The sequence below is a fragment of the Paraburkholderia atlantica genome (genome assembly GCF_009362785.1).
Taxonomy (GTDB): domain Bacteria; phylum Pseudomonadota; class Gammaproteobacteria; order Burkholderiales; family Burkholderiaceae; genus Paraburkholderia; species Paraburkholderia atlantica.
The window spans coordinates 230,254-251,988 of sequence record NZ_WHNQ01000002.1 but is presented as its reverse complement, the minus strand read 5'-3'; the positions used below and the strand labels follow the sequence as shown (position 1 = coordinate 251,988).

Annotated in this window: 18 protein-coding genes; 17 read left to right on the top strand and 1 reads right to left on the bottom strand. The window is 64.3% G+C overall.

Annotation, left to right across the window (positions count from 1 at the left end):
- Window positions 1–62 precede the first annotated feature (62 nt).
- The 15 genes from GCT19_RS03435 (at window position 63) to GCT19_RS03365 (ending at window position 17,595) form a co-directional block, all read left to right on the top strand.
- Window positions 63–1,190, top strand: a complete 1,128-nt coding sequence (locus GCT19_RS03435) for a helix-turn-helix domain-containing protein (protein WP_018435443.1) — start codon at window positions 63–65, stop codon at window positions 1,188–1,190.
- Window positions 1,191–1,275: 85 nt separating this feature from the next.
- Window positions 1,276–2,592: a flavodoxin-dependent (E)-4-hydroxy-3-methylbut-2-enyl-diphosphate synthase gene (gene ispG / locus GCT19_RS03430; protein ID WP_018435444.1), complete on the top strand. Its 1,317-nt coding sequence runs from the start codon at window positions 1,276–1,278 to the stop codon at window positions 2,590–2,592.
- A 21-nt stretch (window positions 2,593–2,613) separates the two neighbouring features.
- A complete protein-coding gene (gene hisS, locus GCT19_RS03425) occupies window positions 2,614–3,954 on the top strand; it encodes a histidine--tRNA ligase (protein WP_152851017.1) in 1,341 nt (446 codons plus the stop codon).
- A gap of 66 nt (window positions 3,955–4,020) precedes the next feature.
- Complete coding sequence (locus GCT19_RS03420; RefSeq protein WP_152851016.1) at window positions 4,021–4,650, top strand: YfgM family protein; 630 nt, start codon at window positions 4,021–4,023, stop codon at window positions 4,648–4,650.
- Between the two features lie 78 nt (window positions 4,651–4,728).
- Entirely contained in the window at window positions 4,729–5,874 is a 1,146-nt protein-coding gene (bamB, locus tag GCT19_RS03415) for an outer membrane protein assembly factor BamB (protein ID WP_018435447.1), read from the top strand.
- 466 nt (window positions 5,875–6,340) lie between these two features.
- Window positions 6,341–7,678, top strand: a complete 1,338-nt coding sequence (der, locus tag GCT19_RS03410) for a ribosome biogenesis GTPase Der (protein WP_013089777.1) — start codon at window positions 6,341–6,343, stop codon at window positions 7,676–7,678.
- A gap of 175 nt (window positions 7,679–7,853) precedes the next feature.
- Window positions 7,854–8,090: an RNA chaperone Hfq gene (gene hfq / locus GCT19_RS03405; protein ID WP_006051315.1), complete on the top strand. Its 237-nt coding sequence runs from the start codon at window positions 7,854–7,856 to the stop codon at window positions 8,088–8,090.
- Window positions 8,091–8,147: 57 nt separating this feature from the next.
- Window positions 8,148–9,335 (top strand): GTPase HflX, encoded by a 1,188-nt coding sequence (hflX, locus tag GCT19_RS03400; protein WP_152851015.1) that lies wholly within the window; start codon window positions 8,148–8,150, stop codon window positions 9,333–9,335.
- Window positions 9,336–9,384: 49 nt separating this feature from the next.
- Window positions 9,385–10,794 (top strand): FtsH protease activity modulator HflK, encoded by a 1,410-nt coding sequence (hflK, locus tag GCT19_RS03395; protein ID WP_018435451.1) that lies wholly within the window; start codon window positions 9,385–9,387, stop codon window positions 10,792–10,794.
- A 15-nt stretch (window positions 10,795–10,809) separates the two neighbouring features.
- A complete protein-coding gene (hflC, locus tag GCT19_RS03390; protein WP_018435452.1) occupies window positions 10,810–11,715 on the top strand; it encodes a protease modulator HflC in 906 nt (301 codons plus the stop codon).
- Window positions 11,716–11,758: 43 nt separating this feature from the next.
- Window positions 11,759–11,950, top strand: a complete 192-nt coding sequence (locus GCT19_RS03385; protein ID WP_152851014.1) for a DUF2065 domain-containing protein — start codon at window positions 11,759–11,761, stop codon at window positions 11,948–11,950.
- A 217-nt stretch (window positions 11,951–12,167) separates the two neighbouring features.
- A complete protein-coding gene (locus GCT19_RS03380; protein WP_152851013.1) occupies window positions 12,168–13,319 on the top strand; it encodes an ATP phosphoribosyltransferase regulatory subunit in 1,152 nt (383 codons plus the stop codon).
- Window positions 13,320–13,538: 219 nt separating this feature from the next.
- Entirely contained in the window at window positions 13,539–14,885 is a 1,347-nt protein-coding gene (locus GCT19_RS03375) for an adenylosuccinate synthase (RefSeq protein WP_152851012.1), read from the top strand.
- An 18-nt stretch (window positions 14,886–14,903) separates the two neighbouring features.
- Window positions 14,904–15,476 carry a phosphoribosyltransferase gene (locus GCT19_RS03370; protein WP_013089770.1) on the top strand — a complete coding sequence of 191 codons (573 nt, stop codon included), beginning with the start codon at window positions 14,904–14,906 and terminating at the stop codon, window positions 15,474–15,476.
- A 232-nt stretch (window positions 15,477–15,708) separates the two neighbouring features.
- On the top strand, window positions 15,709–17,595 hold the full coding sequence (locus tag GCT19_RS03365; protein ID WP_018435455.1) for a potassium transporter Kup: 1,887 nt from the start codon (window positions 15,709–15,711) through the stop codon (window positions 17,593–17,595).
- A gap of 153 nt (window positions 17,596–17,748) precedes the next feature.
- On the opposite strand, the gene GCT19_RS03360 is transcribed toward GCT19_RS03365, so the two are convergent.
- Window positions 17,749–20,100: a Tex family protein gene (locus GCT19_RS03360; RefSeq protein ID WP_152851011.1), complete on the bottom strand. Its 2,352-nt coding sequence runs from the start codon at window positions 20,098–20,100 to the stop codon at window positions 17,749–17,751.
- A gap of 187 nt (window positions 20,101–20,287) precedes the next feature.
- Between GCT19_RS03360 and GCT19_RS03355 the strand changes: the two genes are divergently transcribed.
- A complete protein-coding gene (locus GCT19_RS03355) occupies window positions 20,288–21,367 on the top strand; it encodes a hypothetical protein (protein WP_456299578.1) in 1,080 nt (359 codons plus the stop codon).
- A gap of 148 nt (window positions 21,368–21,515) precedes the next feature.
- Window positions 21,516–21,734, top strand: coding sequence for a DUF465 domain-containing protein (locus GCT19_RS03350; RefSeq protein ID WP_013089766.1), 219 nt, complete (start codon window positions 21,516–21,518; stop codon window positions 21,732–21,734).
- Window position 21,735: the final 1 nt, after the last annotated feature.

The window sequence follows — 21,735 nt, the reverse complement described above, 5'->3', positions numbered from 1 at the left end:
GGACGTGAGGCTCGAGCCCGTCCGGTCGCACGATTAAAAGAATCGACGCGAAAGGATTTGGGATGAGTGAGCCGCAGCACCCGCAGCCGCACGAGACAGACACGAACGATGGCCATCCGGCACCCGTTGCAAGGGCGGTGGTCCAGCCTGTCGTGCAGCCGGCCCTCGATTCGTTGGCAGCGGTTGGCGCGCGCTTGACCCAGCTGCGTGAGTCGAAAGGCTGGGCGATCGAGGACGTGTCGGCGCGGCTGAAGGTGTCGGTCGTCAAGCTGAGTGCGCTCGAGGCGGGCGACATCAGCCATCTGCCCGACACGACGTTCGCACTCGGTGTCGTGCGCAGCTACGCGAAAATGCTGGGCGCTGATCCGGCGCCTTTTACGGCGGCGCTGCGTCGCGAGAGAGGGGTGCCGGCGCCGAATCTGTCGATGCCCGCGTCATCGGGCAAGGATCTGCCGCGCGGCAAGGTTTCGCTGTCGCTCGGTGACAGCGGGCACAAGAGCCGTTCGTGGCTGTGGGGCGTGGCGGCGATCGTCGTCGCGGTCATCGCGCTCGGCATGTGGCGCACCAACGGCGGCGATTCGTCCGCGTGGCTCGCGCGCCTGAAGGCCAGCGCGAATAGTTCGACGAGCAGCGACACGGCGGCGTCGGGCGCGGTCGCGCAAGGCCCGGCGACGGCGGAAGGCGCATCGGCACCGGACGCGGCGGACAACGCGGCGAGCGTGGATAATGCGGCGTCTGCGTCAGCAACGCCGATGCCCGCGCCGCTTGCCACCGGCACCGCGCCAGGCTCGGCCCCGGCGGCGAATACAGCGGCAATGCCGGCGCCGACGGCAGCGGCACCGAAGGCCGGCTCGCAGACTCAAGCACAGGCCGTCTTGGAAAACGCAAGTGCGCCGGTGGCCGTGGCGAGCGCGTCGGCACCGGCGGTTGCGCCAGCGCCCGGCGAGTCGGTCGTCGCGCTGCGCGTGACGCAGGACAGCTGGTTCAGCGTGCGTGACAAGAACGGCAAGGAACTGTTCTCCGGCCTCGTGCATGCGGGCGATCCGAAGGAAGTGACGGGCGCCGGTCCGTTCAAGGTGACGGTCGGCAACAAGGCGGGTCTCGAGTCGGTGACTCTCGACGGTCAGCCGGTCGATCCGTCGAAATATGCGGCAGCCAAGGGCAATGTGGCGCGCTTTGCGCTGCCTTGACAGATACGGTACGCGCCGCGGCCAATCGGTCCGCGGCGCTTTTTCAATTGAGGCGCTGCGTTTTTGCATAGCGCGTGCGGCGTAAATGGGTTTTTCGATGCAAACCGAAGCTCAATCCCAATCCTGTAGCAAGATCGTTTCAGACGAGCCGGTGTTCGGCGGCCCCGCGATGCGGCGCAAATCGCATGCGGTCAACGTCCGCTGGGGCGGCCAGCTCGTGACCATCGGCGGCGATGCGCCGGTGCGCGTGCAGTCGATGACCAACACCGACACCGCCGACGCGATCGGCACCGCGATCCAGATCAAGGAACTGGCGCAAGCCGGTTCCGAACTGGTGCGTATCACCGTGAATACGCCGGAAGCGGCAGCGGCCGTGCCGGCGGTCCGTGAGCAGCTCGACCGCATGGGCGTGATGGTGCCGCTCGTCGGCGACTTCCATTACAACGGCCATCTTCTGCTGCGCGACTATCCGGGCTGTGCGGAATCGCTGTCGAAGTACCGGATCAATCCGGGCAACGTCGGGCACGGCGCGAAGCGCGACACGCAGTTCGCGCAGATGATCGAGGCGGCGGTCAAATACGACAAACCGGTGCGCATCGGCGTGAACTGGGGCAGCCTCGACCAGGACCTGCTCGCCAAAATGATGGACGAAAACGGCTCGCGCGCTACGCCGTGGGACGCGCAAAGCGTGATGTACGAAGCGCTGATCCAGTCGGCGATCGGCTCGGCGGAACGTGCGGTCGAACTCGGCCTCGGGCGCGACCAGATCATTCTGTCGTGCAAGGTCAGTGGCGTGCAGGATCTGATCGCCGTGTACCGCGAACTCGCGCGGCGTTGCGATTTCGCGCTGCACCTGGGCCTGACCGAAGCAGGCATGGGCTCGAAGGGCATCGTCGCGTCGACTGCGGCGCTGTCGGTTCTGTTGCAGCAGGGCATCGGCGACACGATCCGTATTTCGCTGACGCCGGAACCCGGCGCGTCGCGCACCGGCGAAGTGATCGTCGGTCAGGAAATCCTGCAGACCATGGGCTTGCGCTCGTTCACGCCGATGGTGATCGCGTGCCCGGGGTGCGGCCGCACCACGAGCACGCTGTTCCAGGAACTCGCGTCGCAAATTCAGACCTATCTGCGTCAGCAGATGCCGGTGTGGCGTGACCAGTATCCCGGCGTCGAGCAGATGCACGTCGCGGTGATGGGCTGCATCGTCAACGGCCCGGGCGAGTCGAAGCAGGCGAATATTGGCATCAGCCTGCCGGGCTCGGGCGAGAACCCGGCCGCACCGGTGTTCATCGACGGTGAGAAGGTGAAGACGCTGCGCGGCGAGAACATCGCGCAAGAATTCCAGCAAATCGTGAGCGACTACGTCGAGCGCCGCTATGGCCGCGCCGAAGCGCTCAACTAAATATCGGCAATCGAAACACAGATGACTGAACAGAAGAAAAAGCTCGAGAAGCTTTCCGGCGTGAAGGGCATGAACGACATCCTTCCGCAGGAAGCCGGGCTCTGGGAATTTTTCGAAACCACCGTCAAGTCGATGCTGCGTTCGTACGGATACCAGAATATCCGCACGCCGATCGTCGAGCACACGCAGTTGTTCACACGCGGTATCGGCGAAGTGACCGACATCGTCGAAAAAGAGATGTACAGCTTCACCGATGCATTGAACGGCGAAAACCTGACGATGCGCCCGGAAAACACGGCGGCGGTAGTGCGCGCGTCGATCGAGCACAACATGCTGTACGACGGCCCGAAGCGCCTGTGGTACATCGGTCCGATGTTCCGTCACGAGCGTCCGCAGCGCGGCCGTTATCGGCAGTTCCACCAGGTCGGTGTCGAGGCGCTCGGCTTCGCGGGTCCGGATGCGGACGCGGAAATCATCATGATGTGCCAGCGTCTGTGGGACGACCTCGGCCTGACCGGCATCAAGCTCGAAATCAACTCGTTGGGTCTCGCTGAAGAGCGCGCCGCGCATCGCGTCGAGCTGATCGCGTACCTCGAAAAGCACATGGACGTGCTCGATGAAGACGCGAAGCGCCGGCTATACACGAATCCGCTGCGCGTGCTCGATACGAAGAATCCCGCACTGCAGGAAGTCGCGCAGAACGCGCCCAAGCTGATCGACTTTCTCGGCGAAGAATCGCGCGCGCACTTCGAAGGTCTGCAGCGTCTTCTGAAGGCCAACAATCTTCCGTTTACGATCAATCCGCGTCTCGTGCGCGGTCTTGATTACTACAATCTGACCGTGTTCGAGTGGGTGACCGACAAGCTCGGCGCGCAAGGCACGGTCGCGGCGGGCGGCCGTTACGATCCCCTGATCGAGCAGCTCGGTGGCAAGCCCACCGCCGCGTGCGGCTGGGCGATGGGCATCGAGCGGATTCTCGAGTTGCTGAAGGAAGAGCAGCTCGTGCCGGAAGACGAAGGTTGCGACGTGTACGTGGTCCATCAGGGCGACGCCGCGCGCAAGCAGGCTTTCATCATCGCCGAGCGTCTGCGCGATACCGGTCTCGACGTGATACTGCATTGCAGCGCGGACGGTCAGTCGGCAAGCTTCAAGTCGCAGATGAAGCGCGCCGACGCGAGCGGCGCCGCGTTTGCGGTCGTGCTCGGCGAGGACGAGATCGCCAATGGCACGGTCGGCGTGAAACCGCTGCGCGATACCCAAGCCCATGGCGGTAAGAACGAGCAACAGAACGTGCCTGCCGAAGACTTGACCGAATATCTAATCAATGCGATGGTTGCATCCGCCGAAGACGGCGACGACTGATCGCGATGTCGTCGAGCCGGTTGGCTCGACACGCACACCTAGCAAGAATGAGGAAATCGCCGGGCAATGAGTTACCACGACGAACAAGAATCGATTGAAAGTCTGAAGGCATGGTGGAATCAGTGGGGCAATGCGACCACGTGGATCGTGCTGGTGGCGTTGTTGGCAGGCGCGAGCTGGAATGGCTGGAATTTCTGGCAGCGTCGTCAGGCCGCGGAAGCCGCGGTGCTGTATGACCAGGTTCAACAAGCCACGGCAACCGGCGACAAGGCGCAGATTGCACGCGTCGCCGCCGACATGGAAGACAAGTTCGGCCGCACCGCCTACGCTCAGATGACCGCGCTCGGCGCCGCCAAAGCGCTCTACGCCGCCGGCGACGAAGCCGGCGCGAAGGCGCAACTGCAGTGGGCGATCGATCACGCAAAAGACGACGAGTTCAAGCAGATCGCGAAGCTTCGCATGGCATCGCTGCTGCTCGACGACAAGGCCTACGACCAGGGCCTCGCGCTGCTGGCCGAGCCGCAATCCGATGCCTTCAAGGGCGTTGTGGCGGACCGCCGCGGCGACCTGCTCGCCGCCCAGGGCAAGCGCGACGACGCGCGCGCAGCCTACGAGCTCGCGCTCGACTCGCTGTCGAAGAGCGACAGTTCGGCGCGCCAACTGATCCAGTTCAAGCTGGATGCGCTTGGCGGCTGAGCGTCCCGCGCGGAGCGCCGCGAGCCACGACCGCAAGACGGTCTCCTTTAATCCATTTCCTGAATGCTTCGTCCACCGATGAATCTGCTGAAACGTTACGCCGTGCCCGTTATCTGTGCGATGACCGTTCTGACGCTGGCGGCTTGCTCATCCACGAAAGACGAGCGCCGTGTGCCGACGCCGCTCACCGAGTTCAAACCCGTGCTCGACGTGCAGCAGTCCTGGTCGGCCAGCGTTGGCAAGGCGGGCCGCTACATGTTCTCGCCGGTTGCGGTCGGCAATGCCGTGTACGCTGCGGGCACGAACGGCACGGTCGCCAAGATCGACGCGCAAACCGGCAAGGACGTGTGGCGCGTCAAGCTGCATGACGATCTGTCGGCGGGCGTCGGCAGCGATGGCACACTCACCGCGGTCGGCGGCCTGAAGGGCGACGTGTACGTGCTCGGCGCGGACGGCAAGGAGCTGTGGACCGCGAAGGCGCCGGGCGAGATCATTTCGCCGCCGCTCGTCGGCAACGGTCTCGTGGTCGTGCGCACGATCGACGGCCAGATCGTTGCGTTCAACGCGCAAACCGGCGAGCAGAAGTGGAACTTCCGCAACCGCGCGGTGCCGTTGAACCTGCGCGTGTCGTCGGGCATGACGTTCGCGGGCGATGCCGCGGTGCTGGCCGGCTTCCCGGGCGGTTCGTTCGCCGCTATCAATCTGCAGACGGGCGACGCCTACTGGCAGACGCCGGTGTCTTATCCGAAGGGCGTGACCGAGGTTGAGCGTATCAACGACGTGACTGGCCCGCCCACGCTGGTGGGTTCGGAGACGTGCGCGGTGACGTTCCAGGGCCAGATTGGCTGTTTCGACGCGAACTCGGGCCGCGCGCTGTGGGGCAAGCCGTTCTCGAGCACGAGTGGCCTCGCCCAGGATGAGCGCAGCGTGGTCGCCGCCGACGACTGGTCAGTCGTGTCCGCGTTCGACGTGAACAACGGTTCGGTGCTGTGGAAGAACGAGGCCCTGAAGAACCGCGAACTGAGCGTGCCGATGCTGCTCGGCCGCGCGGCCGTGTTCGGCGACTACCAAGGCTTCGTGCATTTCCTGTCGACCGCCGACGGCGCGCTCGTCGCGCGGGTCAAGACCGACGGCAGCGCGATCACCGCGGCGCCGGTGCTGGCCGGCGACACGCTGGTCGTACAGACGCGCGATGGCGGCCTGTTCGGCTATCGTCCGCGCTGATCGCTGTAGTGATGTCACGCGCGCAGGCCGGCTTTGCCGGCCGCGCGCTTTTTAATTGAAGTCTGCATGGGCTTTGGCGCACGGCTCCTGCGTCGGGTTGCCACTCCGTCCGTCGCGTGATCGGGCAGGCTCAATAAAAAGATCGCCGGACGGGTTGGTCCGGCAAGCCGGATCGAAGCTGCACCCGCCGGCATCGAAGGCGGCGCGTGCGCTTGGTCGGCGGCTTTGCGAACCCCAGCGCGCTCGCACGCGAGCGTCAGCCGTCGAGCAGCCCGATCTGAAGCAGGCGACCTCCGATGGCGTCTGTGCAGCCCACTCCCGTCCGCCTGGGTGCGCGTATCGATCGCGCATCCGGAGCAGGCTGAATTCGTGATAATTTCGTCAAAACGCCGCCGCGTGGCGGCTGCCTGGCGTCGCTACGCGCGCGATCGATTGCGATCCCGCGTTTCACCGTGAACAACATCAGATGAAACCCGTTATTGCCCTCGTTGGGCGCCCCAATGTGGGGAAATCCACGCTGTTCAACCGCCTCACGCGTTCGCGTGACGCGCTTGTTGCCGACCTGCCCGGTCTAACGCGCGATCGCCACTACGGCGAAGGACGCACCGGCGAGCGGCCTTATCTGGTCGTCGATACCGGCGGCTTCGAGCCGGTCGCCAAAGACGGCATCCTGCATGAGATGGCGCGCCAGACCCGCCAGGCGGTCGAGGAGTCGGACGTCGTCGTGTTCATCGTCGATGGCCGCAACGGTCTCGCGCCGCAGGACAAGTCGATCGCCGACTATCTGCGCAAGGTCGGCAGGCCAATCTTCCTCGTCGTCAACAAGGCCGAGGGCATGAAGTACACCAACGTCGCGGCCGACTTCTACGAGCTCGGCCTCGGCGACCCGCGCGCGATCTCGGCCGCGCACGGCGACGGCGTCACCGACATGATCAACGAGGCGCTCGAAGTCGCGTATGCCGGTCAGCCGGAAGAGAGCGAGGAAGACAAGGAAGCGCGCGGCGTGAAGATCGCGATCGTCGGCCGCCCGAACGTCGGCAAATCGACGCTGATCAATGCGCTGGTCGGCGAAGAACGCGTGATCGCGTTCGACATGCCTGGCACTACGCGCGACTCGATCTACGTCGATTTCGAACGTAACGGCAAGCCGTATACGCTGATCGACACGGCCGGCCTGCGCCGTCGCGGCAAGGTGTTCGAGGCGATCGAAAAGTTCTCGGTCGTGAAGACGCTGCAGTCGATCTCCGATGCGAACGTCGTGATCCTGCTGCTCGACGCGCGTCAGGACATTTCGGATCAGGATGCGCACATCGCCGGCTTCGTCGTCGAGCAGGGCCGCGCGCTGGTGGTTGGCGTGAACAAATGGGATGGCCTTGATCCGCATGTGCGCGAGCGCACCAAAGCCGACCTCGAACGCAAACTAAAATTTCTGGACTTCGCCAAATTCCATTTCATTTCCGCCGCGGAAAAAACCGGAATTGGGCCGCTGATGCGTTCGGTCGACGACGCGTACACGGCCGCGATGTCGAAGCTGCCGACGCCGAAGCTGACGCGCGCGCTGATCGAGGCGGTGGAATTCCAGCAGCCGCGCCGCCGCGGCCCAGTGCGTCCGAAGCTGCGTTATGCACACCAGGGCGGCCAAAATCCGCCGATTATCGTGATTCACGGCAATGCGCTCGACGCGATCACCGACACGTATAAGCGGTACCTCGAAAATCGCTTCCGGGAAACTTTCAAGCTGACGGGGACTCCATTGCGAATAGAGTTCAGATCGTCGACGAACCCCTACGCGGACAAAGGCTGAAGCACGCTGAAGCGGGTCTTAAGCCAGGGCTGAAACCCGCATGTACGTTGGGTTTGGCCGGGGGTCCCGGGCCCGCGCGTCGAAATGAAAATCAGCTATAGTGTAGCGGTTGGTGGCGGATCTCTTTTTCTTCGCCGTCAATTCAGTCAACCTGCAAAAAAATACGGAGTTTGCTATGAGCAACAAAGGGCAATTGTTACAAGACCCGTTTTTGAACGCACTGCGTAAAGAGCATGTGCCGGTGTCGATCTACCTGGTCAACGGCATCAAGCTTCAAGGGAACATCGAATCGTTCGACCAGTACGTCGTGTTGCTCCGGAATACGGTCACCCAGATGGTCTATAAGCACGCCATTTCGACGGTCGTGCCGGCCCGTCCGGTGAATTTCCACCCGGATTCCGAACAGTCCTAACCCTCGCCGCGGCCGGCACAGCGTCGCCCGTTGGCGATCACTCCCGGCCGCGTCATTTTGATACCCTCCAATTTGATCAATGCAGCGCTCGTTGGCATCGACTTCGGCAAGATCGATTTCGAAGCCAGTCTCGAAGAACTCAGCCTGCTCGCGCAAAGCGCGGGCGCGAATCCCGTAGTCACTCTCACCGGACGCCGTTCCAGTCCCGACGCGAAGATGTTCGTCGGCAGCGGCAAGGCCGAAGAATTGCGCCTTGCCTGTGAAACGAACGACATCGAACTCGTGATCTTCAACCATGCTCTGGCGCCTGCGCAGCAGCGCAATCTGGAGCGGGCGCTTAATCGGCGCGTGGTCGATCGCACCAGTTTGATCCTCGACATTTTTGCGCAGCGCGCGCGCAGCCACGAAGGCAAGCTGCAGGTCGAACTCGCGCAGTTGCAATATCTGTCGACGCGGCTGATTCGCGCGTGGACCCACCTCGAACGTCAGAAGGGCGGGATCGGTTTGCGCGGTCCGGGTGAAACGCAGCTCGAAACCGACCGCCGGCTGATCGGCGAGCGCATCAAGGCGCTGAAGATCCGCCTCGACAAGCTGCGCCGCCAGCACGGCACGCAGCGCCGCGCGCGTAATCGCAACCAGACGATGTCGGTGTCGCTCGTCGGCTATACGAACGCGGGAAAATCGACGCTCTTCAACGCTCTTACCAAGGCGCAGGCGTATGCCGCCGACCAGTTGTTCGCGACGCTCGATACCACCTCGCGGCGCGTGTATCTCGGCGACGAAGCGGGGCAGGTAGTGGTGTCCGATACCGTCGGTTTCATCCGCGAACTGCCGCATCAGCTCGTCGCGGCGTTTCGCGCGACGCTCGAGGAAACCATTCACGCGGACCTGTTGCTGCATGTCGTCGATGCATCGAGCGCGGTGCGGCTCGATCAGATCGATCAGGTGAACGAGGTGTTGCACGCGATCGGCGCGGACACGATCCGTCAGGTCCTCGTGTTCAACAAGATAGATGCGGTGCCAGAACTGGCGGCCCGTGGGGACGCGGTCGAGCGGGACGAGTATGGTAATATTTCGCGCGTCTTTTTGAGCGCGCGCACCGGGCAGGGGCTGGATGCGTTGCGCGCTGCCATCGCTGAAATCGCTACAGCCGAACCGCTTGCCGACATGCCGCTCGATGCGTCGCAAGACGACCGCTCGGCGCAACTGCGCGAAGACCACAAGATTCCAGAACTCGGGCACTGACCCGTTCCAATTGCACTGACCCGCTGTCTACTCTGGTGAACGAACACAGGTGAACGATTACAACGAGCGGAGTATCTGGCTGCGTATGCGCGCCTTGCTTTCACTGAACGATCCGCGTTGGGGCCGGGGCGACGGCAACGGCGACCGGCAACGGCCGAACGATCCGAAGCGACCGGGGCGCGACGGTGAAGGTCCGCCCGATCTCGACGAAATGTGGCGCGATTTCAATCGCCGTCTGTCCCGGATTTTCGGGCGCAAGGGCGGCGGCGGTGTCGGCGGCGGTGGCCGTCCGGACAACGGCCGCGGCGCGCGCATCGGCGTCGGCATCGTGATCGGCGTGCTGATCGCAATCTATCTCGGCAGCGGCGTGTTCGTCGTGCAGGATGGCCAGGCGGCGGTCGTGCTGCAGTTCGGCAAGTATCGCTATACCGCGGCGCAGGGCGTGCACTGGCGTCTGCCGTATCCGTTCGAGTCCCACGAGTTCGTCAACGTCGGCCAGATCCGCCAGGTCGAGATCGGCCGTAGCAATGTGGTGCGTCTCGCGAACGTAAAGGACGCATCGATGCTCACGCACGACGGCGACATCGTCGACGTGCGCTTCGCCGTGCAGTACCAGGTCCGCAAGCCCAACGACTTCCTGTTTCGCAGCGTCGATCCCGATCAGAGCGTGATGCATGCCGCGCAGGCGGCGGTGCGCGGCATCGTCGGCGCGCACAGCACCAGCGATATTCTCGATCAGGATCACGAAACACTGCGCCAGCAGCTGATCGCGTCGATCCAGCAATCGCTCGACCAGTATCAGTCCGGTCTGGGGGTCACGGGTGTGACGATTCAGAGCGTACAGGTGCCCGAGCAGGTGCAACCCGCGTTCGCCGACGCCGCGAAGGTGCACGACGAAAACGAACGCTTGAAACGCGATGCGCAGGCTTATGCCGCCGATCTCGTGCCGCGCGCGCAGGCCGACGTCGATCGTCAGGTGCAGGAAGCCAAGACTTACAGCCAGACCGTGGTCGCGCAGGCGCAGGCCGAGGCGGAGCGCTTCAAGCAGGTCTACGCGCAATACGCGAAGGCGCCGGCGCTCGTGCGCTTCCGCCTGTACATGGAAACCATGCAGCAGATTTACGCGAACGCGACCAAGGTGTTCGTCGACGCGAAGAACGGCAACAACGTGCTGTATCTACCGCTCGACAGGCTCGTCGAGCAGAACCGCGAACGTCAGGCCGCCGCGGCGGGCGCCGCCGCTTCGGGTCCTGCTGTCGCGGGCGCGCCGCAAGCGGCGAGTGCGGCTGCGCCGTCAGCCGCGTCGGCCGCTGAGACCGGTGCCGCGGCGGGCTCCGCCGCCGAGGGCGCATCTGGCCCCGCCGCTTCCGCGCCTGCGCCGGCGAGCCGGCCGAGTGCCGCGTCGCTGCGTTCGCGCGAAGCGTTCCGCAATCGCATGCGCGAAGAAGACGTTCAATAAGGAGCGCACAAGAATATGAACCGAATCATTGCGCTCGTCGTCGCCGTCGTCATCGTGCTGTTCGCGGCATCGTCGATGGTGTTCGTCGTCGATCAACGGCATATGGCCGTGCTGTCCGCGCGCGGCGATGCCATGCCCAAGCTGCTCGGCCCGGGGTTGCACGTGAAACTGCCGCCGCCGTTGCAAACGGTGACGTTCGTCGACAATCGCATCCAGTCGCTCGACGCACCCGACGAAGATCATTACGTCACGTCCGATAAAACCGATCTGCTGGTCAATCCGGTCGTCAAGTTCCGTGTGACCGATCCGCTGAAGCTGATCGCCGAAACGAAGGGTGATCCGCAAAGCCTGCCGGACCGGCTCGCGCTGCTGTCGCGCGGCGCGCTCGGCGACGCGTTCGGCAAGTTCACGCTGTCCGACGCGCTCGCCAAACAGCAGACGGTCGCCGAAGAGGCGCGCGGTGCGATGGACAAGAGCGCGGCATCGCTCGGCGTGTCGGTCGTGGACGTACAGCTCACGCGTGTCGATTTCCCGGCGGCGGTGGCCGACTCGGTGTTCAAGCGCATGATCGCCGCGCGCCAGCAGATCGCGGCGGACGAGCGCGCGAAGGGCGCCGCCGAAGCGAATCAGATCCGCGCGGACGCGCTCGCGAAGCAACAGGCGGTGCTCGCCGACGGCCTCGCGCAGGCGCAGGGCATTCGTGGCGAAGGCGATGCGAAGGCCGCGGAGATCGCCGCCGAAGCGTTCGGCAAGGACCCGCAGTTCTACCAGTTCTATCAAAGCATGCAGGCGTATCGGAAGACCTTCAAACCGGGCGATCTGATCGTGGTCGACTCCAGCAGCGAGTTCTTCCGCTTCATGCGTAGCCCGACCGGCGGCGTCGCCCCGGACGCTTCCGCGCCTGCTGCGCACAAACGCTGATTACCGAAGGCCGCGGCATCCGCATCGCGGCCGCTTCACTCGCATGGACATAGCTGGTTCGTTACTGCTCGCGATCGCGCTGATGCTGATTATCGAGGGGATGTTTCCGTTCGTTTTTCCGAGCGCCTGGCGCGACACGTTCCGTAAAATAGCGGAACGACCGCTGCATCAGATTCGTGTCGGCGGGCTCATCGTGATGTTGCTCGGGCTGGTTCTACTGTTCATCGCGACCTGAAGCCGGCTTGCTTGTCTGACGAACGCCGCGCGTTGCGGCGTGTTTCACCCGCCCGAGCGAAACGCCGATTGTCCGGTCCAGCCGCCGCAAGTCGGATGCGAGCCGCAAAACGCTGCCCGAGCGTCGGTGTCAGCCGCCAGAATCAAGCCGCTACACGCCATTCACTCTCATCATCGGCGCTTCAAGACGCCGTGTTCAACGCCGTAGGACTGTATCGATGTCGACCTGGTTGCTTCCTGAGAATATCGCCGACGTGCTGCCGTCGGAGGCCCGCAAGATCGAAGAATTGCGGCGTCATTTGCTGGACCGTTTCCGCTCGTACGGCTACGAGATGGTGATGCCGCCGCTGCTCGAATACCTCGAGTCGCTGCTGACCGGCGGTGGGCACGATCTGAATCTGCGCACCTTCAAGCTCGTCGATCAACTGTCGGGCCGCACGCTCGGTCTGCGCGCCGATATCACGCCGCAGGTCGCGCGCATCGACGCGCATCTGCTGAACCGCCAGGGCGTGACGCGTCTTTGCTACGCGGGCAACGTCGCGCATACGCGCCCGCGCGGCCTGCATGCGACGCGTGAGCAGATCCAGATCGGCGCGGAAATCTACGGCCACGCGGGCCTCGAAGCGGACCTCGAGATCCAGCAGCTGATGCTCGACGCACTGCGTCTCGCCGGACTCGCGAAGGTGCGTCTGGACCTGTGTCACGCGGGCGTGCTGGCGGCGCTGATCGAAGCCGAGCCGGCCGCAGAGGAACTCGGCCAGGCGCTCTACGACGCCCTGGCCGGCAAGGACGTGCCGCGCCTCGTCGAGATGACCGCGCAATTCTCGCCGGTGATTCGCGATGCGCTGCGCGCGCTGCCCACTTTGTACGGCGACGCATCGGTGCTCGAAGAGGCCCGCGCGCGTCTGCCGAATTCGCCGGCGATCGCCCGCGCGCTCGACGACCTCGCGTTCCTCGCGAGCCAGGTCGACGGCGCCGAAGTGATGATCGACCTCGCCGATCTGCGCGGCTACGCGTACCACAGCGGCGTGATGTTCTCCGCTTACGTGGACGGTGTGCCGAACGCGGTGGCGCGCGGCGGCCGTTACGACCACGTCGGCCAGGCCTATGGCCGCGCCCGCGCGGCAACGGGTTTTTCGCTGGATCTGCGTGAAGTCGCGCGGATCTCGCCGATCGAAGCGCGCAGCAGCGCGATCCTCGCGCCGTGGCGGCACGACGAAGCGTTGCGCATGGCGGTCGCGGCATTGCGCGACGCCGGTGAAGTGGTGATCCAGGCGCTGCCTGGCCACAAGCACGATCTCGATGAATTCGCGTTCGACCGCGTGCTGGTCGAGCGCAATGGCGCATGGGTGGTCGAACCGCGCGCTTGAGCCGCGCGTTCCGATCGACTCCGCCGGAAACACGTTTCCGGCGTTCGCCCCAGGGCGGTGAACCATCGCCCGAACCGGGCGCGGCCGAGCGACTCTTCGCGGCCGCGCATCCCTCGCAATACTCAACATAACGTGCATACCGTTGAGCGGAAACGGAAAAATTCCGGAAGCTTCCGCGAACCTAGGTAAAATACGTTTTTAACCAGCTTACGAAACAACATGTCTGCCAGCGCAGTGAATGTGAACCCCGGGCGCAACGTCGTCGTCGTGGGTACCCAATGGGGTGATGAGGGCAAGGGCAAGATCGTCGACTGGCTGACGGACCACGCTCAGGGCGTCGTTCGCTTCCAGGGCGGTCACAATGCCGGCCACACGCTCATCATCGGCGGCAAGAAAACCATCTTGCGTCTGATTCCGTCGGGCATCATGCATCCCGGCGTCGCGTGCTATATCGGCAATGGCGTCGTGTTGTCGCCGGAAGCGCTGTTCAAGGAAATCGGCGAACTCGAAGCCGCCGGCATCGACGTCCAGAAGCGCCTGTTCATTTCCGAAGCCACCACGCTGATCCTGCCGTATCACATCGCGATCGACCAGGGCCGCGAAGCGCGGCGCGGCGCGAGCAAGATCGGCACGACCGGCCGCGGCATCGGCCCGGCTTATGAAGACAAGGTCGCGCGCCGCGGCCTGCGCGTGCAGGACCTGTTCGACGCGCCGGCCTTCGCCGAGCGCCTGCGCGAAAACCTCGACTATCACAACTTCGTGCTCACGCAGTACCTCGGCGCCGCCGCGGTCGACTTCCAGCAAACGCTCGACACGATGCTGAGCTACGCCGACCGTCTGAAGCCGATGGTGACCGACGTGTCGCGCCGTCTATACGACGTCAACGCGAACGGCGGCAACCTGCTGTTCGAAGGCGCGCAGGGCACGCTGCTCGACATCGACCACGGCACCTATCCGTTCGTCACGTCGAGCAACTGCGTCGCCGGCGCCGCGACGGCGGGCGCGGGTGTCGGTCCGCAGAAGCTCAACTACATCCTCGGCATCACGAAGGCGTACTGCACGCGTGTCGGTTCGGGCCCGTTCCCGAGCGAACTGTACGATGCGGACAATGCCTCGCGGCAGGACCCGATCGGTCTCGAACTGGCCACCGTCGGCAAGGAATTCGGCTCGGTCACTGGCCGTCCGCGCCGCACCGGCTGGCTCGACGTCTCCGCGCTGCGCCGCTCGATCCAGATCAATGGCGTGACGGGTCTGTGCATGACCAAGCTCGACGTGCTCGACGGTCTCGACGAAGTGAAGCTGTGCGTCGGCTACACGGTCGACGGCCAGAACGTCGATCTGCTGCCGCGCGGCGCGACGGAAGTCGCACGCTGCGTACCGGTCTACGAAACCTTCGCGGGCTGGAAGGAAAGCACGGTCGGCATCAAGGAATGGGACAAGCTGCCCGCCAACGCGCGTGCGTATCTGACGCGCGTGCAGGAAGTTGCGGGTATTCCGATCGACATGGTGTCCACCGGTCCGGATCGCGACGAAACGATTCTGCTGCGTCATCCGTTCAAGGTCTAAGTGATGCAAGGTGTACCAATGATCGCGATGAAAGATCCGCGTAACGACGACAAGAACCTGTGGGTCGGCTGGGACGAATATCACCGGCTGATCGAGGTGCTCGCACTCGCCGTGCACGAATCGGGCTGGAAGTTCGACAAGATCCTGTGCCTCGCGCGCGGCGGTCTGCGCGTCGGCGACCAGCTGTCGCGCATCTACGATCTGCCGCTGGCCATTCTCGCAACGAGCTCGTATCGCGAGGCGGCGGGCACGCAGCAGGGCGAACTCGACATCGCGCAATACATCACGATGACCCGCGGCGAACTGCACGGCAACGTGCTGCTCGTCGACGACCTCGTCGATTCGGGTGTCACGCTCGCGCGCGTGCAGCAGCATCTGAAGGAACGCTATCCGGCCATCACCGCGGTGCGCTCGGCGGTGCTGTGGTACAAGGGCTGCTCGAAAGTGAAGCCCGATTACCACGTGCAGTACCTGCCCACCAACCCGTGGATTCATCAGCCGTTCGAGGAGTGGGACACGGTGCGTCCGCATAACCTCGGCGCGTGGATCAAGCGCGGCATTGCCCAGGCCGAGGAGGCGTCGGGCAATTGATGCGAGGCCGCGTGGGTCATCGCGGTGTCACAAAACGGAGCCCAGTCGGGCTCCGTTTTTTTTATGAGCCACGCGGCGCCGGGACGCCCGCCCCGCGGCAGACGCGTCCATATCGCAGTGCTACACTGCGCGGACATCCACGTGGCGTATCCACAACAAGCCGGGCGGTACCGGATGGGCAGTTTAAAATAGCGGTCGTTTTTTCCGCCCGGGAACGGATTTCCTCGCGTCCATGACAGATAACAACCACGAGCACAAACAGCCGCTTCCTTCCCTTGCGATTGCCGCGATCGGAGTGGTGTTCGGCGACATCGGTACGAGTCCGTTGTACTCGCTGAAGGAAGCCTTCAGCCCGTCGCATGGTATCCCGTTGACCGATCAGTCGATCCTGGGCGTGATCTCGCTGCTGTTCTGGGCAATCATGATCGTGGTCGGCGTCAAGTACGTGCTGTTCGTGATGCGCGCCGACAACAACGGCGAGGGTGGCGTCCTCGCGCTGATGGCGCTGGCGTTGCGCTCGGTCGATCAGAAATCCAGAATGGCCGGCCTTCTGATGATGCTCGGTATCTTCGGTGCCTGCATGTTTTACGGCGACGCGGTGATCACGCCGGCGATCTCGGTGATCTCGGCGGTCGAAGGTCTGGAAATCGCCGCGCCGCATCTGTCGCATCTGGTGATTCCGCTGACCATCGTGATCCTGATCGTGCTGTTCTGGATCCAGCGGCACGGCACGGCCACGGTCGGCCGTCTGTTCGGGCCGATCATGACGCTGTGGTTCCTCGTGCTCGCCGCGCTCGGCCTGTGGCATATCATGCAGTCGCCGAGCGTAATCCGCGCGCTCAATCCGTACTATGCGTACACCTTCATGGCCGCGCACGTGCTGCAGGCCTATGTGGTGCTCGGCTCGGTCGTGCTGGTGCTGACCGGCGCCGAAGCGCTGTACGCGGACATGGGCCACTTCGGAGCAAAGCCGATCCGCATGGCTTGGTACGTGCTCGTGATGCCGTCGCTGGTGCTGAACTACTTCGGCCAGGGCGCGCTGCTGATGCACGACTCGAAGGCGATCGAAAATCCGTTCTTCCTGCTCGCGCCGGACTGGGCGCTGTTGCCGCTCGTGGTGCTGTCGACGGTCGCGACGGTGATCGCTTCGCAGGCGGTGATTTCGGGTGCCTACTCGCTGACGAGTCAGGCGATCCAGCTCGGCTACGTGCCGCGCATGAAGGTCCTGCACACGTCCGAACTCGCGATCGGGCAGATCTATGTGCCGGTCGTGAACTGGATGCTGCTGTTCATCATCCTGTGCATCGTGATCGCGTTCAAGAGCTCCGACAATCTGGCGGCCGCCTACGGTATCGCGGTGACGGCAACGATGGTGATCACGACGATCCTCGCCTGCGTCGTGATGGTGAAAGTGTGGAACTGGAACAAACTGCTCGTCGGGCTCATCATCGGCGTGTTCCTGGTGGTCGACCTCGGCTTTTTCGGCGCGAACCTCCTGAAGGTCGAGGAGGGCGGCTGGTTGCCGCTGTGCATCGGCGGCCTGCTGTTCTTCCTGCTGATGACGTGGTTCAAGGGCAGGATGATCGTGAAGGAACGCACCGCCGCCGACGGTATTCCGTTGATGCCGTTCCTGCAGGGACTGCTCGCGCATCCGCCGCATCGCGTGTCGGGCACCGCGATCTATCTGACCGGCAGCGATTCGCTGGTGCCAGTGAGCCTGCTGCACAACCTGAAGCACAACAAGGTGCTGCACGAGCGCACGATCTTCCTGACCTTCGTCACGCGTGACATTCCGTACGTGAAGGACTCCGATCGCGTGACCGTGAAGGACATGAACGGTGGCCTGTGGCTGGTGAAGGCAGCCTACGGCTTCAACGAAACGCCCGACGTGAAGGCGGTGCTGCTCGACGTCGGCCGCACGCACGACATGACCTTCGAATTGATGGACACGTCGTTCTTCCTCGCGCGCGAAACGGTGGTGCCGACGCAATTGCCTGGCATGTCGGTGTGGCGTGAGCGGGTGTTCGCGTGGATGCATCAGAACGCCGCGAAGCCTACCGACTTTTTCAGCATCCCGGCTAACCGGGTCGTGGAACTGGGGACGAAGATCGAGATTTGACGGTCCGCGCGTGACATGCGGGAGCGCCAACGAAAAGCCCACGCAATGCGTGGGCTTTTTGTCTATGCGCGTGTGCGTAAAAGCGGCCGAGCGCGCGACACGGTCATGCAACGGACCAGAGCACGTGCAACGATGCGCCCCGGTCCGACACGCTCACTTCTGCTTGAGCTTCGCAAACGCGGCCGCCATCGCGCCGCCCGGCTCCGGTTCGCGCGAGCGCTGCGGTGCGCCGCGTCCCGCTCCGCCGCGGTTGAAGCCGCCAGAGTCGCCGCGATCCTGCTGCGCACCGCCGCCGCTGCGCGCGGCCGCTGCGCCGGGTTCGTCGTCGAGACGCATCGTCAGCGCGATGCGCTGGCGTTTCACGTCGACCTCCAGCACCTTGACCTTGACGATCTGACCGGCCTTCACGACCTCGTGCGGGTCCTTCACGAACTTCGTCGACATCGCCGACACGTGCACGAGACCGTCCTGATGCACGCCGACGTCGATGAACGCGCCGAACGCCGCGACGTTCGTCACGACGCCTTCGAGCACCATCCCCGGGATCAGGTCGCTGACCTTCTCGACGCCTTCGCGGAACGTCGCGGTCTTGAACTCGGGACGCGGATCGCGGCCCGGCTTTTCGAGTTCGACCAGGATGTCGCGCACGGTTGGCAGCCCGAAGCGCTCGTCGACGAATTCGGTGGGTGACAGTCCGCGCAACGCGTCGCGATTGCCGAGCACTTCACCGACCTGCTTGCTGATCTTCGCGAGAATGCGCTGGACGACCGGATACGCCTCCGGGTGCACCGACGAGCGGTCGAGCGGATTCTCGCCGTTGTTGATGCGCAGGAAGCCGGCGGCCTGCTCGAAGGTCTTGTCGCCAAGGCGGGGTACCTTGCGCAGATGTTCGCGCGACGGGAACGGTCCGTTCGCATCACGATAGTCGACGATGTTGCGCGCGAGCGTCGCGTTCAAACCAGATACCCGCGCGAGCAGCGCGACCGACGCGGTGTTGGCATCGACGCCGACCGCGTTCACGCAATCTTCGACGACCGCGTCGAGCGAGCGCGCGAGTTCGCGCTGGTTCACGTCGTGCTGATACTGGCCGACGCCGATCGCCTTCGGCTCGATCTTCACGAGCTCGGCGAGCGGGTCTTGCAGACGTCGCGCGATCGACACCGCGCCGCGCAGCGACACGTCCATGTCGGGGAATTCCTTTGCTGCGAGTTCGGACGCCGAGTACACGGACGCACCTGCTTCCGACACGACGATCTTCTGCAGCTTCAGCTCCGGGTGACGCGCGATCAGCTCGCTCGCGAGCTTGTCCGTTTCACGCGACGCGGTGCCGTTGCCGATGCTGATCAGCTCGGCCTGCGTTTGCGCGGCAAGGCGCGCGAGCTTCGCGAGCGAGCCGTCCCAGTCGCGGCGCGGCTCGTGCGGGTAGATCGTGTCGGTCGCGAGCACCTTGCCGGTGCGGTCGACCACCGCCACTTTCACGCCGGTGCGCAGGCCCGGATCGAGACCGATCACGGCCTTCGGACCAGCGGGCGCCGCGAGCAGCAGATCTTTCAGATTGCGCGCGAACACGCGGATCGCTTCGTGTTCGGCTTCATCGCGCAGGTTGGTCAGCAGCTCGTTTTCGAGGTGCGGCTGCACCTTCACTCGCCAGCACCAGCGACAGACGTCGGAGAGCCACTTGTCGGCAGGGCGGTTCTGATTGGCGATGCCGAAATGCCGCGCGATCAGCGCTTCACCCGGGTGCGGCACCTGCGCGTCGAGCTCTTCGCCGAGGCCGAGCTTGATCATCAGCACGCCGGCATTGCGGCCGCGGAACAGCGCGAGCGCGCGATGCGACGGCACCGTGCGGATCGTTTCGGCGTAGTCGTAGTAGTCGCGGAATTTCTCTTCCTCCGCCGTTTCCTTGCCTTCCACGACCTTCGACGACACCACGCCCTGGTTGAACAGGTAGTCGCGCAGCTTGCCGAGCAGTTCGGCGGTTTCGCCGAACTGTTCGGAGAGGATGTCGCGCGCGCCGTCGAGCGCGGCCTTCACATCGGCGACGCCTTTGTCGGCGTCCACGTAGGCCGCTGCTTCGGTTTGCGGATCGAGCAGCGGATTGCCGAGCAGCGCGTCCGCCAGCGGCTGCAAACCGGCTTCGCGCGCGATCTGCGCGCGCGTGCGGCGCTTCGGTCTGTACGGCAGATAGAGGTCTTCCAGCACCTGTTTGCTGTCGGCGCCTTCGATCGCGCCGCGCAGTTCGTCGGTGAGCTTGCCCTGTTCGTCGATGCTCGCGATGATCGCCGCGCGCCGGTCTTCCAGCTCGCGCAGATAGAGCAGGCGTTCCTCGAGATTGCGCAGTTGCGTGTCGTCGAGATTGCCGGTCACTTCCTTGCGGTAACGGGCGATGAACGGAACAGTCGCGCCTTCGTCGAGTAGTTCCACCGCGGCCGCGACCTGGCGCGGCTGGACGGACAGTTCGGTGGCGATGCGCTGGACGATCTTGAGTGCTACGGTTTCCGTCATAAGGTCTTGGTGTTCCTGCGGACTCAGTGATGGGCCGCGCGCGGGCGGCAATTTGGGACAGGCCCGGCGTGCGCCGCGACCAGGTTGCTAGAGCGGGGCATTTTGCCATAAATGCCAAAGGGCTCAACCGTGGGGTGTTAGAATTTCGGGCATGTTCCGTTGACCCTCTACGACGTTGCCAATCTCCTTGTCCCTCAACCGCCTGGTCTCTTCGCTGGCGTCAGGTTCGCTGCCGGGTTCGTCTCGGGGTTCGTCTCAATTGCCGCTGGTTTCGTTGCGCTGGTTCGGTCCGTCGGTTGTAACGGCGGCCGCGTCGTGCGTGATCGCTGCTGCGCTCGCCGTGCCGCTGTCGGCCGCGGCGCAGAGCGCGACCCCCGCGCAAGGTACTGCGCCGGTCGCGGCGTCGGGCCCGCAAGCCGCGGCAACGGCCGGCACCCCTCAAAGCGCGAGTGATGCAGCCGCGCTGGACAAGTCGTTCGACGAGCGGCAACAGGTGCTCAATCAGCGCACCGACGACAACAACTATCAATTCGCTGTCGCGCAACACAACTGCTACAGCCGCTTCTTCGTCAATCACTGTCTGAATCGCGCGCGCGACGCGATGCGCAGCGTGCAGGCGGACATCCGCAAGGAACAGCTCGCGCTCGACGCCGAGCAGCGTGCGCAGCGCGCCCGCGAGCGCGACGAACGCACGGCAATGCGGCGCGCGCAAAACGAGGCGGAAGCGCCGGCACGCGCCGCCGAAGACGCGCGCAACGAGCAGGCGTATCAGGAAAAGCAGCGTCAGCACGCGCTTGATCAGGCGCAGCGCAACGCCGAGGCGCCGCAGCGCGAAGCCAATGCGCAGGCGTACGAGGACAAGCAGCGTCAGCACGCGCTCGAGCAGGCGCAGCGCAATGCCGCGGCACCGCAGCACCAGGCCAATGCGCAGGCCTACGAACAGAAGCAGCGCCAGCACGCACTCGAGCAGGCGCAGCGTGGTGTCACGCCGGCGCAGTCGGCGGCCAATCAGAAGGCCTACGACCAGAAGCAGAGCGACTACCAGCGCAAGCTCGAGGAAGCGCGTCGGCAGGGCGCGCAACAGGCCCTGGAGCGCCAGCAGAAACAGGAGAACTTCGAGCGAAAGCAGGCCGAGGCCGCGCAGCACAAGCTCGATGTCGAAGCACGTCAAAAGCAGGCCGCCGAAAAGGCCGAGCAGAAGCGTCAGGACCAGTTGAAGCAGCAACAGCTCGAAGAGCAGCAAAAGCAGCAACAACAGCAACAGTAAGCGTGCTGTAGTGGCAGTGTCGTAGAGTGAACCGTGGCGGTCGTGGCCACGGCCGCCGTAGTCGCCGTAACGCGTTTTGAGCCGGACAGCAACCTCAGGCATCGGACCGCGCGCACGCGGTTGATGCCGCCGACCAGAGGAGGCGAGCATGCGCGATCGTCATCACGTCATCGACGCAAACACACTTCGCGACCGCATTCTGCAACTGGAATCGGAGCATAGTGGACTCGACCGGTTGATCGACCGGATGTCGGATGAACCCGGCATCGACGACTTCGAGTTGCAGCGCCTGAAAAAGCGCAAACTCAAAGTCAAGGACACCATCATCTTGCTGCAATTGCAGCTCGAACCGGACGCGCGCGCCTGAG